The organism is Lachnoclostridium phocaeense, from assembly GCF_959599685.1.
GTDB lineage: Bacteria > Bacillota > Clostridia > Lachnospirales > Lachnospiraceae > Claveliimonas > Claveliimonas monacensis.
In genome coordinates this window covers 1-10,892 of the sequence record NZ_CAUGIN010000050.1, presented here as the reverse complement: position 1 = coordinate 10,892, position 10,892 = coordinate 1, and the positions used below count along the sequence as shown (strand labels likewise).

The window sequence follows — 10,892 nt, the reverse complement described above, 5'->3', positions numbered from 1 at the left end:
GGTAAGTCTATCTTACATCAGTTTGAAGGTTTACACAAACTTTGGGATACTCCCTATTTCTATGAACTTGTTAAGCTATTCTTCTTTTCAGAAGAACAAACTGTATTACTGCTGTGAGTAGGCATATATCCCAAAGCCTACCCACAGCATATGCAGTCAGCAGTGATTATTTCTTTTCCGTCTTACGAACCGCTTTCTTCCCTCTCTCCTGTTTTGGAAACTTCACCTGTCTCAAATCCCACGCTCCACTGAACCGTTGTCCTGCAAAGAGTACATGAGTATATGAAAGTTTCGAGTATCTCCCCTCCTTATCCACAATTTCATACACCTGTTTTTCAAAAGGCTGTAACAACTCAAGAACTTCTTTTTTTGCCGCCTCCACTTTCTTATTCCCTATGAAAGTACACCCCCAGCTTATCACGATTGCGTCATATGACGACTGTAACAGTTCTTTTAGATATTCCATATTTCTGTTGTTGTCTGTGATTTCAGAGGGTTTCAGCTTAGTGCATATTCTTGAAAAAAGATTCCAGACTGTTATATCCGAGTACCCCATCATCCCGAAATTATTCAAAAGATAATTTGTAGTGCTGTCAAAGACCTGTATATTATCACTAGCCGGATTCATACAGATCACAAGTACTCTTTTCCCTTTCACACCATTGTAGGTCAAATGAAGTTCATATCTGTTCTTCAATTCTTCGTCAAAAACTCCTGTCTTCTCTAAAAGTCCTGTCTGTTTTACTGTATTTTCCATGGTAATCCTCCTATTCAAAGTATGATGTATACAGTGTTCAAGAAATCATAGAACACCTCTGTTTTGTTAAATTGTGCCTCTTCCAGTCCATGAGCCATCCTAACTCTATGCACTTCTGAGAACTCTTTCTTTATACACGTCTCCATTCGTTTCAGCCATTGAATACGTTGGTCTGAGATCATCTCGCAGTAGACCAGATATTCCAAGCGAAACTTTATACTGTTCACACACATCCAGTCTCCAACTTTTTTAAGTACAGCGATATCTGCCGTTGTTGTACTTATCTGCAAATAAGTTTCATCTTCCCCCTCCCTATGGATATATCCCTCTTCATCTCGATAATAATTCAGTCTTGTATGTTCCGTGTTTCCTTGTTGTTGTGCCCTAACAAGATACTCTCTGTATATGTCCTGCCAAGTTTCCGGCTCTCTGAATATGTAGGCAGTAACCTCTCCGATCCAATCCCATTCACTCCCGTTATAGTAATCTGGCGGCATATTGATATTCGACAAGTTCAAGAGACTTTCCTGTTCATCCCACCATTCCTCCCGTTCTAATCTTTCTGCAAATGTCACTCTCCCACCTCCTCTATCGTCACTATCTCTACTGCATAGTCCGAGGAACATAAAAAAAGCCGGAACGTAACTGTTATATCGTCACGTTCCGGCAAGATTATTTTATCCATGTACTCATATTCATCTGAGTGGAGTTTATGATGGGTCAATACTTTTTCAACTTCATTTTGTACTTCGCTCCGACCACCCCATATCACCACTACAAAACCTCCAAGATCAGCCTGTAAATCTCTGTCAGCCCCATATGCTTCATTAAGACATTCAAGATCAGCCCTAAGCCGTTTGAACACTTTTTCATCACTCAAAACCTCCGGCATTGAGCAGTTTTTTTGAAGTTGATTTAATTTTTCTTCATTCGATACAATACTATACATTCTTCCGTTTCACCTGCCCCCTGTGCTGAATAACTAATTTTATGATAGAAACAGTCATAGTCACTCCGGCAATTATCATTTTTACATCTACATCCTTTTTCATACTTCCCACCTCTCCCACATAAGCATATTTATATATACTACATTAAACAATAGAACCCCTGCACCTATACCTATGATATAAGAACTCATTTTGCCTCCTCCTAAAAATAGTCCGGGCGCACGACAAAACTGCCGTGCGCCCGGATAATTAACCTTTTATTCTTTTAGCTTTTCCTTTGAACTCTGGCGGACGTTCATGCTTGACTATCTTCTTCGCGTTCTTCTGAACCGATTTTCTCCTTAATGCTTTCTTTTCACCAGCATCCATATCACTATACCTGCAATACATACCAGTCCGATTATCCACCCCCATACATTCAGTATTCCGAGCAGGATACCCAGCACTACCGCTACAAGAATAGCCGAAACGATCAGATAAAGAACCCAGTCCCAAGCTGAGAATATCAAACGCTTTATAGGGCTTCCCATGCGAATTATATTTTTTTCTGCTTTGTTATACCACTTTATAGCTATTATAATACTAAGGGCAAGCCATATAATGCCTATCAATGTATACATTTATCTACCTATTGCTTTCTCTACTTTGTAAGCGCTTCAATCTTTGCATTTTTCTCTTCGTTTGTGATAATTCCCATCTCACACTGCTGTTCGATTCTTCTGATTTCCTCAAAGTTGTCTACTTTCTTTCTGGCAACGCTAATCTTGTAATTATACTCATCCTGAGAGATGACATCCATTGCCAACGCCCTGTCGAGTTTCGTCTTTTCTTCCTGGAACTCTTCTTCAGCTTTTGCCTTATCTCTGAGAACAGCATTCTGTTTCATACGTTTCTCAAGTTCAATCAACTGTGCTTCCAGTTCTTGTTTTCTTGTAAGTTTGGGATCCATCATGGTAAGCAGGTCTGTGACATCCAGTCCTCCCATATCCCCTGTCTCACTGACATAATCCACATATTTCTTTCCAATCTGCGCATATGCGGCATTAAGTTCCTGCTCAATTACATTAATCTGCATTTTTATCGCACTTAATTCTGCGTTATCCTGCGCCGCTACACCAACAGAAGAACCTGCCTTTACTGCTGATGTAGATATGCTGTCTCCTATATTCTGTGCCGTTTTTAAAGCCTTATCAAAAAATCCCATCTCTTTCACTTTCCTTTCGTAATTTAAAATTTAGCTCCACATACCTTACATTTCCATCTTTTTCCAAGATCATCTGCACCAAGTATTCCAAATGCACCTATCTTTGCATATTTGCCTACGGTTGAAATCTTCTGTACGCTGTGACTGCCGCAGACTGGGCAGGTCAGATGAAACTGCTCCTGTTCCATCTTCTGGTTCATTTCCTGAATTCGCTGTTGCTTCTCTTCCTCAATCTCACGTTTTACTTCTTCCTTCTTTCCGCCAATCTCAGGATCATATGTATCAGATGACTGAATTGCAGAAATGAAGTTTTGACGCGCATCCTGAGACTTGAAGAAATTACCATTTGGCATCAGGTACTCTGCCGGAACAGGCTGCATAGGCGTTCCACATACTTCACAGCTTACGCCTTCATTGCCTTTTAAAGTTACTTTTTTGATGTTTCCACATTTGGCACAATAATAGAACATCCTCTCTCACCTCTTTTCTTCTTCATCATTCTGTATTTTTCTTTTTACATGAGCATATATCTAACCATGTGATAACTATACCATACAACTATCAACCTTACAAGCAGATGAATGATTAATTATAATTAACTCACGGAGGTAGGTACTATGCCTAAAAAAGAAAATCCTTTGCGTCAGCTCCCAGTAAATATGGATGACTGCGGCAAAATTCGTATTCGCTTAAAAGATATTCTTGAACAACGCAATATTTCTTTAAATCAACTTTCTTTCCGTGCTGAAATGCAAAGAACTCAGCTCCGGAATTATCGGGATAATAAAATTCAACGGCTGGATATCGACATATTAAGACGCCTTTGCTATGTATTGGAATGTGATCTTACAGATTTGATTGAATATATACCACCAGAAGAGCAGGAAGACTAAATCAGGAGGAAGAGCTTACCACTCTTCCCCCTGGTATTTATACTGCATCATCTCCATACAATTTTCTGATTTTTTCGTACAGTTCCTCTTTCATACGCTTTTCTTCTTCTGCTGTCATCTTAGGAAAAGTTATACTTGAAATCTCATTCTCTATCTCTTCACCATATCTCTTGGCGTATTTGGGATATCTTTCATGTAATTTAAAAAAACTGGTATCCGCACCCATCTCTATCAAATGCTCGGACAGACTTTTAAACATTCCGTAATCTACTGGTCTCATCTCTAATAACGCGTCAAACTCTTCATCTGTTGCATATATACAAATTTTTACAAAATCATTAAAAAGTCTTTTTTGTTTCTCACCCATACCCTGAGCATATTTCTCTACCATATAATCACCCTCTGTCTATTCACAGTCTACACCATTGTGGATATATCCACAATATTTATTTTTACACTTTCTGGGTACGATACTATCAAAGACTTGAAAGGCGGTGATTGTAGTGATCGATTATTCTCCATTGTGGGAAACTATGCGCGCAAAGAATATCAGCCAATATAAATTACTACAATCCGGCATTGATAATAAGACTTTAGACGCTTTAAAGAAAAATAAGAATATAACTCTTCTTACTGTTGAAAAACTATGCAGGATTTTAGACTGTACGCCAAATGAAATCGTCAACTTCACAGAAGACTCTTAAGGAAGCCGGATTATCTCCACTTCCTTTTTTATTTTCCGTAAATCCTCTCCACAGTCATGGAGTAAATCGCATATATCCAACTCTTTTCCCCTTTGATTTTTAACGTATCCATGTACCACTCCTTTCCTTTTGTCAGCCATGTATTCGTTTCTTCCACAGGAACATCTGTCACATCTTCGCCATCCTTAAGGAGTCGTGGATAACAATTCAGAACATCCTCAATCCCTGTCATGTCGTTCTCCACAGGATCAAGCAGAACTGCCACAAAGCCATGCTCTCCTAAGTCCTTTACCATGAGAATCGCCTCGACTCTGTTCAGTATTTCCTGCGGCAGTCTGTACTTCTTACGGAACAGACCGTTTACACTCCTAAGAAGCACCAACTGACTTTTTGTATATATTTTGATGTACATTCTTCTTCACCTCCTTCTGCTACATCAAAAACATAATATACGTTTTAAAAATCTACAAAAAAATAACAGCAGGTATCTTTCCAGATACATCTGCTGTCAATTCTGCAATTAATTTTCACTATCAACTTGGACTATTTATTTTGCTCGCGACGAACTCGCGACGGATTTCGCGCCACATTTTTGTTTCCCTTCCAATTTTTCTTTTCGCCTTGCTCTGACTTGTTCTTTTTCTGTCGCAAGCATGGAAACCGCGCAAATCCGCCATTTGTGGCAGAAAAAAACCGCCGTCCCCGCGGCTCGCAATGTCCGCAAAAACAGCGATTTCTAAGTGCGCGATCAGGGGTTCGAACCCTGGACACCCTGATTAAGAGTCAGGTGCTCTGCCAGCTGAGCTAATCGCGCATCTTTTGTATTTCCATCAGGCCATTCCCTAACGCAAGTGATATTATATAACAGTTTCCAGAAGAATGCAAGCTGTTTTTTTATTTTTTCTTCTTTTTTCTTTATATCCGCATATATACTTTATAAAAATATGGCTGCTCATTTTGGGCATGCGGATAAAGGAGGGCTGCCCCGCCGGGCAGCCCTCTTATGTTTTTCCATTGTTTTATCCTTTCACCGCGCCTGCTGCCACACCTTTGATAATGTGCTTCTGGCAGGACAGGTAGAAGATGATCACCGGGATGACCGCCAGGATCAGCGCCGCCATGATGGCGCCCATGTCCACCCGGCCGTAGCTTCCCTTCATATACTGGATCGCAATGGATATGGTCTTGTATTTATTCAGGTCCAGTACAAGGTAAGGCAGGAGGAAGTCATTCCAGATCCACATGGTTTCCAGTATCCCCACAGAGATGTATGTCGGCTTCATAATGGGAAGCACCACAGAAAAGAAAGTTCTAAGAGGCGTGCAGCCGTCGATAAGAGCCGCTTCCTCAATCTCCAGCGGAATGGATTTTACAAAACCACAGAACATAAAGACTGCCAGCCCCGCCCCGAATCCCAGGTAAATGATGATAATTCCCCAGGGTGTGTTGAGCCTGGTCCGGTCCGCCACCAGAGACAGGGTGAACATCACCATCTGGAAGGGGACGACCATGGAGAACACACAGAGCAGATACAGGATCTTTGTAAACTTTGTCTTCACTCTTGTAATATACCAGGCGCACATGGATGTGCACACAAGGATCACCAGCACGGAGCCAACGGTAATAAATACCGTCCAGCCCACGGCGCTGAGCAGTTCGTACTTGTCGATGGCTGTCAGATAATTCTCAAAGCCGTTCCATGTCTTTTCCGTCGGCAGCGTAAAAGGTTCTTTGTTGATATATACTTTTTTCTTAAAGGAATTCATAAGCACGATCAGTATCGGGGCGATGTAGACCAGCCCCAGTATGGTGAAAGCGCCGGTCCCCAGCGTGCTTATCCTGCTTCTCTTTTTCATTTACTGCTGCACCTCCTTTGAGCGGGTAGCCCGGAGCTGGAGCATGCCGATAGCCACAACGATGACGAAGAAGATCACTGCTTTGGCCTGGCCGACACCCTCCCATCCGGTACGTCCGTAGAATGTGTTGAAGATGTTCAGGGCCATCATCTCGGACATCTTGGACGGTTCTCCTGCCGTCAGCGACAGGTTCTGGTCAAAGAGCTTGAATCCGTTGGTAATAGACAGGAACATACAGATGGTGATGGATGGCATCATCATGGGGATGGTCACTTTGAAAAGTCTCTGGATCCGCGATGCGCCGTCGATCTGGGCCGCCTCCATCACGTCTCCGGGGATGGACTGAAGCCCTGCAATGTAAATGATCATCATATAACCGATCTGCTGCCAGCTCACCAGAATGATCAGTCCCCAGAAACCGTACCACTCATTCAGCCCCAGCGCTGTGCTGTAGTGCGCCAGCACGCCGTTAAAGATGAGCTGCCAGATGTAGCCCAGCACGATGCCTCCGATCAGGTTAGGCATAAAAAAGATCGTGCGGAAAATATTGGTTCCCCGCATTTTCTGGGTCAGCGCCATGGCAAGGGCAAAGGCGATCACATTGATCACCACCAGCGATACCACGGCGAAAAGGGCGGTATACCAGAAAGAATGTCTGAACACCGTGTCCTTAAACGCCTCGATGTAATTGGATAATCCGACAAACTTCGCATCCGTGACTGTGGTAAATTTGCAGAACGAAAGCCAGATCCCCATTACGAACGGAATAATAAATCCAAGGATAAATGCGCAGAATGTGGGAAGCACAAAGATGGGCATATACCGCTTGATCGCTTTTTCCATATAAATCCTCCTCCTTCTGAAAAAGCGGCGTTCAGACTTTTTCTGCCCGCCGCTTTCCTGTTCAATTCAATATGTCTTTCAGATCTTCCGGAAAGATTACTCTGCTGATGCCGCTGCCTCTGTAGCCCATCCGTCCACAAATGCGCTTACAACTTTATCCCAGTTGGCATCTGTCTGATCTGCCGCATATGCAGTCAGCGCAGATCCTACTCCGTTTTTCCACTCTTCAGAAGGCATGGTTGAGAATACCCATGTCACAGGTGTTTTCCCATCTTCCATGTACGCGTTGGCTTCGTTTACCAGTGTATTTTCAGACTCAAGGTTGGACTCGAACGGAATGACAAATCCCATATCCTTGCACATAGCCTCCACACCTTCATCGGAAGTTACACACCAGTTCATGAAATCCAGTGTTGCCTGGATATCTTCCTCAGATGCCTTGGAGTTTACACACCAGTAGTTCTCTGTTCCTGTGCAGACGCCCTGGTTCTCCTCGCCCTCAACTCCGATGTAGATCGGCAGAATGCCAAGGTTCTCATCCCCGATATCCGCAATGTTGTTGTACTCCCATGTACCGTTCTGGTAGAAGACCGCTTCCTCTGTCACAAACTCTGCTGTAGAGTCATCGGCTGTCTTTGTGGAAATCTCTGTCGGTTCGCAGGTTGCATTATTGATGTACAGATCCCAGATCTGGCGGTAATTGTCAAGGTATGTGCCCTTGATGGCGTCTGTATTGTCAATGCCCTCATCCTTGTACTCATAGTAGATCGGAAGATTTGCCAGATGTGTCTTGAATCTCCAGTCAGATGAGCTGTCCATGCCTGCTGATGTAAAAGCTGAAAATCCAAGTTCATCCTTTCTTGCCGTGATATCTTCCACTACCTTTTTAAAGCTGTCAAAGTCTGTGATATCGTCTGCTGTGTAGCCTGCTTTCTCAAGAAGGTCCTTGTTGTAGATAATGCCGTAGTTCTCGATAACGTAGGCAATACCTGCCATCTTATCGCCGTCCATCAGCGCAAAACTGTCGTCTGTCAGCTCCCCTGCGATATCGGAGTCAGACAGATCATAGCAGTAGTCTTTCCAGCTTGCCAGTCCCACAGGTCCGTTTACCTGGAACAGGGTAGGCGCATCTGTCTTTGCCATCTCTGATTTCAGTGTCTTCTCATACTCTCCGGAAGCTGCTGTCAGAACTGTCACCTCCACGCCGGTCTCCTCTGTGTAGACTTCCGCCAGTTCCTGCCAGTACTCGTCCGCCTCAGGCTTAAAGTTGAGGTAATATACCTTTCCTTCTGCCTCACTGCTGCCGCTGTCCCCGGAGTCAGAGGAGCTTCCGCATCCTGCCACCAGGCCTGCTGTCATGGCTGCAACTAATAATAATGATATTACTTTTTTCTTTTTCATATCCTTCCTCACCTTTCTGAAAACCTCTGTTTTCTTTGTTCTGGGACTATTATAACCGGCCGCTCTTCCTCCCCGTTATCAAATAAAAAACCAGGAATGCCAAAAAAAATACTTCAGCGCCGGTATCTTCTCCGGCGCCGAAGCATCACTGCTCCTCCAGAAATTCCTGGATGCTCTCGTCTTCTTTTTTTGTAAATTCCTCCGGGCTGATCTTCCCCTGGGCCAGATCCGGAAGGATGGTTCCCAGCGTCTCCTCCTGCAGGATGGAGTTCCATTTCACCTGGTAGTTGGGGACAAGAACCGGGCCGCTTTTGTAGGTCTCTATATAGTCCCGCTCTGCCTGGGTCAGGGAATCCGGACTCTGTTCAAACAGCTCCTCCCTCTGCTCCATGTTCATCTGCGTGCGCAGCTTCAGAAGAGCCGCCGCCCCCTCTTTGACTTCCTGGCTGTAGCTGGACACAATGGCCCAGCCGAATGTCTCCGGGGATGAGATCAGCCTGTTTTCCGGAAATGCCGAGAACCTTACTTTGTCCTGCCACTCTTCGGGAATCTGATCCATCATCCAGTATCCGTTGGGGATCATGGCTGCCTTCCCGGAGAAAAAATTCTCATAGGACACATCAAAATCCACATACAGCGCATCACCTGTGGTGTACTGAAACAGCCGCTCCAGCGTCCGGGCAATGCGCAGCCCGCTTTCATTCTGGTAGGTGTCCGGGTAAAACTGCTGCATGAACTGCGCCCCTTCCTCCGTGGAGGCCGCCTCCGCCGTGGCAAAAAGCATGGGCGCCCAGGCCGTCCCCTCGGTATGAAGGGCCAGCGGAGTGATGCCGCAGCTTTCCAGCTTCTCGCAGCACTCCCAGAATTCCTCCCATGTTTCGGGAAATTTTTCAATACCTGCCTGGGCAAACAGCTCCTCGTTCCAGAAGATCCCGGAACAGGAAAATGCCGCCGTACTGACAGGCCCCAGATAGATACTGCCGTCCTCCTCGCTGCAGGACTCCAGCACCGACGGCTCGATCATCTCCATCCACTCTTCATCTTCCTTGATATACCCGGACAGTTCCTCAATCCTGCCATCCTGGATCATCGTATAATAGAAGGCGGGAAGCATCCGGAGATCTGTAATGACTGCCGGGAGGGTATCTGTCACATTCTGCCGTTTCAGGTTCTGCCGGTACTCTTCCTCCGTCTCCATGACCCACTCCACATCCGCCTGCCACTTCCCATCATACAGTTCATTGAATGCCTGGATCACATCCTCCTCATTTTTGTTGCCTGTAGAGGAGTCCACGATCAGGATGACCGGGATGGACACCTCCTCCCCGCCTGCTTTTTCCTCTGTCTGCCTTCCCGCGCAGCCTGCGGCTGCCACGGAGAAAAGCAGGGAAACCGCTGCCGCCTGTATGACTCTTTCTTTAAATCTGTATCTGTTCCTGCTCATATGCCTCCTGCCCGTCTCCCCGGGGAATTTTGATCGTACAGCTTGTTCCATCTTCTTGTGCTCTGCAGTAAAAGGCTGCCTCGTCCCCGTACTTCAGTCTGAGCCGGGTCAGAATATTTACCACGCCGTAACCGTGCCTCTTATCCGGAAAGCAGTTTTTCATCTCCCCTAAGGGCAGCTTGTTCATTCCGCTGATCTTCTGCACCATGTCCGCCTCCATGGGGGTGCCGTTGTTGTACACCTCCAGGTACAGCTCCTCTTCTTCCTTCCACACGGTGATCCGGATCTGTCCTCCCTCAAAAATATCCCGGAATCCATACTTTACTGCATTTTCCACAAGCGGCTGCAGGACCAGCTTCAGAACGGTTGTGTGGGCGGCATCCACCCGGCAGTCTACCTGGTAGGAGAAAAGATCTTTGTTTCGTATCTGCTGGATCTCCATGTAACTCTTCACATTCTCCAGCTCGTCTTCCACAGTCACTATATCGTTTCCTTTGCTCAGCGACAGCCGCAGATATCTGGACAGGGCCTGGATCATCCGCATAGTCGTCTCTTCCTTGTTGATCCGGGCCAGCATATAGATGGTATCCAGCGTGTTGTACAGAAAATGCGGATTGATCTGGCTGATCAGCATGTTCAGCTCCGATGTGCGCAGCTCTCTCTCCTGCTCCTTGATCTCCTCCAGCAGCCTCTGGATATTCCCGAGCAGTTCATTGTAGGAATGACCGATCTCGTCCAGCTCTGTGTTTGTGTGAAGCTCTATGGTCCGGTCAAAATTGCTGCCGTCAAATTCCGCCATGGCCGTTCGGATTTCCTGGATGGGCTTTGTAAATCTTCTGG

The 10,892-nt window shown here is 45.4% G+C and carries 15 protein-coding genes and 1 tRNA gene; 2 read left to right on the top strand and 14 right to left on the bottom strand.

From position 1 onward, the window contains the following. Nucleotides 1–166: 166 nt before the first annotated feature. The 6 genes from Q5911_RS14505 to Q5911_RS14480 form a co-directional block, all read right to left on the bottom strand. Entirely contained in the window at nucleotides 167–757 is a 591-nt protein-coding gene (locus Q5911_RS14505) for a DUF1643 domain-containing protein (protein ID WP_303183853.1), read from the bottom strand. 14 nt (nucleotides 758–771) lie between these two features. Then, nucleotides 772–1,332: a hypothetical protein gene (locus Q5911_RS14500; protein ID WP_303183851.1), complete on the bottom strand. Its 561-nt coding sequence runs from the start codon at nucleotides 1,330–1,332 to the stop codon at nucleotides 772–774. Further along, on the bottom strand, nucleotides 1,329–1,706 hold the full coding sequence (locus Q5911_RS14495) for a hypothetical protein (RefSeq protein WP_303183849.1): 378 nt from the start codon (nucleotides 1,704–1,706) through the stop codon (nucleotides 1,329–1,331). The genes Q5911_RS14500 and Q5911_RS14495 overlap by 4 nt, the downstream gene beginning before the upstream one ends. A 342-nt stretch (nucleotides 1,707–2,048) precedes the next feature. Beyond that, nucleotides 2,049–2,327: a hypothetical protein gene (locus tag Q5911_RS14490; protein WP_204906626.1), complete on the bottom strand. Its 279-nt coding sequence runs from the start codon at nucleotides 2,325–2,327 to the stop codon at nucleotides 2,049–2,051. Nucleotides 2,328–2,347: 20 nt separating this feature from the next. Further along, entirely contained in the window at nucleotides 2,348–2,911 is a 564-nt protein-coding gene (locus tag Q5911_RS14485) for a hypothetical protein (RefSeq protein ID WP_204906627.1), read from the bottom strand. A gap of 23 nt (nucleotides 2,912–2,934) precedes the next feature. Next, entirely contained in the window at nucleotides 2,935–3,381 is a 447-nt protein-coding gene (locus Q5911_RS14480; protein ID WP_143931076.1) for a hypothetical protein, read from the bottom strand. A 147-nt stretch (nucleotides 3,382–3,528) separates the two neighbouring features. Here Q5911_RS14480 and Q5911_RS14475 point away from each other — a divergent pair, with 147 nt between their 5' ends. Beyond that, nucleotides 3,529–3,804 (top strand): helix-turn-helix domain-containing protein, encoded by a 276-nt coding sequence (locus Q5911_RS14475; RefSeq protein WP_143931077.1) that lies wholly within the window; start codon nucleotides 3,529–3,531, stop codon nucleotides 3,802–3,804. Nucleotides 3,805–3,841: 37 nt separating this feature from the next. Here Q5911_RS14475 and Q5911_RS14470 read toward each other — a convergent pair whose 3' ends face one another. Next, nucleotides 3,842–4,195, bottom strand: coding sequence for a hypothetical protein (locus tag Q5911_RS14470; protein WP_303183843.1), 354 nt, complete (start codon nucleotides 4,193–4,195; stop codon nucleotides 3,842–3,844). Nucleotides 4,196–4,337: 142 nt separating this feature from the next. Between Q5911_RS14470 and Q5911_RS14985 the strand changes: the two genes are divergently transcribed. After that, nucleotides 4,338–4,508 (top strand): helix-turn-helix domain-containing protein, encoded by a 171-nt coding sequence (locus tag Q5911_RS14985; RefSeq protein WP_207750393.1) that lies wholly within the window; start codon nucleotides 4,338–4,340, stop codon nucleotides 4,506–4,508. Between the two features lie 28 nt (nucleotides 4,509–4,536). On the opposite strand, the gene Q5911_RS14460 is transcribed toward Q5911_RS14985, so the two are convergent. The 7 genes from Q5911_RS14460 to Q5911_RS14430 form a co-directional block, all read right to left on the bottom strand. Continuing rightward, complete coding sequence (locus tag Q5911_RS14460; protein ID WP_303183839.1) at nucleotides 4,537–4,920, bottom strand: hypothetical protein; 384 nt, start codon at nucleotides 4,918–4,920, stop codon at nucleotides 4,537–4,539. A gap of 329 nt (nucleotides 4,921–5,249) precedes the next feature. Further along, nucleotides 5,250–5,322 (bottom strand) — tRNA-Lys (locus Q5911_RS14455). A gap of 205 nt (nucleotides 5,323–5,527) precedes the next feature. Then, nucleotides 5,528–6,364: a carbohydrate ABC transporter permease gene (locus tag Q5911_RS14450; protein WP_303183837.1), complete on the bottom strand. Its 837-nt coding sequence runs from the start codon at nucleotides 6,362–6,364 to the stop codon at nucleotides 5,528–5,530. Next, a complete protein-coding gene (locus Q5911_RS14445) occupies nucleotides 6,365–7,207 on the bottom strand; it encodes a carbohydrate ABC transporter permease (protein ID WP_033125963.1) in 843 nt (280 codons plus the stop codon). A 96-nt stretch (nucleotides 7,208–7,303) separates the two neighbouring features. Next, nucleotides 7,304–8,608 (bottom strand): ABC transporter substrate-binding protein, encoded by a 1,305-nt coding sequence (locus tag Q5911_RS14440; RefSeq protein ID WP_033125962.1) that lies wholly within the window; start codon nucleotides 8,606–8,608, stop codon nucleotides 7,304–7,306. Between the two features lie 145 nt (nucleotides 8,609–8,753). Continuing rightward, nucleotides 8,754–10,052, bottom strand: a complete 1,299-nt coding sequence (locus tag Q5911_RS14435; RefSeq protein ID WP_303183833.1) for an ABC transporter substrate-binding protein — start codon at nucleotides 10,050–10,052, stop codon at nucleotides 8,754–8,756. After that, nucleotides 10,027–10,892 (bottom strand): sensor histidine kinase (locus Q5911_RS14430; protein ID WP_303183831.1); only part of this gene is annotated, 866 nt, incomplete at its 5' end. The genes Q5911_RS14430 and Q5911_RS14435, both read right to left, overlap by 26 nt.

Excerpts from the sequence above, each read along its gene's own strand:
- Q5911_RS14505 (WP_303183853.1), bottom strand. The coding sequence starts at position 757 with ATGGAAAATACAGTAAAACAGACAGGACTTTTAGAGAAGACAGGAGTT.
- Q5911_RS14495 (WP_303183849.1), bottom strand. The coding sequence starts at position 1,706 with ATGTATAGTATTGTATCGAATGAAGAAAAATTAAATCAACTTCAAAAA.
- Q5911_RS14490 (WP_204906626.1), bottom strand. The coding sequence starts at position 2,327 with ATGTATACATTGATAGGCATTATATGGCTTGCCCTTAGTATTATAATA.
- Q5911_RS14485 (WP_204906627.1), bottom strand. The coding sequence starts at position 2,911 with ATGGGATTTTTTGATAAGGCTTTAAAAACGGCACAGAATATAGGAGAC.
- Q5911_RS14480 (WP_143931076.1), bottom strand. The coding sequence starts at position 3,381 with ATGTTCTATTATTGTGCCAAATGTGGAAACATCAAAAAAGTAACTTTA.
- Q5911_RS14475 (WP_143931077.1), top strand. The coding sequence starts at position 3,529 with ATGCCTAAAAAAGAAAATCCTTTGCGTCAGCTCCCAGTAAATATGGAT.
- Q5911_RS14470 (WP_303183843.1), bottom strand. The coding sequence starts at position 4,195 with ATGGTAGAGAAATATGCTCAGGGTATGGGTGAGAAACAAAAAAGACTT.
- Q5911_RS14985 (WP_207750393.1), top strand. The coding sequence starts at position 4,338 with ATGCGCGCAAAGAATATCAGCCAATATAAATTACTACAATCCGGCATT.
- Q5911_RS14460 (WP_303183839.1), bottom strand. The coding sequence starts at position 4,920 with ATGTACATCAAAATATATACAAAAAGTCAGTTGGTGCTTCTTAGGAGT.
- Q5911_RS14450 (WP_303183837.1), bottom strand. The coding sequence starts at position 6,364 with ATGAAAAAGAGAAGCAGGATAAGCACGCTGGGGACCGGCGCTTTCACC.
- Q5911_RS14445 (WP_033125963.1), bottom strand. The coding sequence starts at position 7,207 with ATGGAAAAAGCGATCAAGCGGTATATGCCCATCTTTGTGCTTCCCACA.
- Q5911_RS14440 (WP_033125962.1), bottom strand. The coding sequence starts at position 8,608 with ATGAAAAAGAAAAAAGTAATATCATTATTATTAGTTGCAGCCATGACA.
- Q5911_RS14435 (WP_303183833.1), bottom strand. The coding sequence starts at position 10,052 with ATGAGCAGGAACAGATACAGATTTAAAGAAAGAGTCATACAGGCGGCA.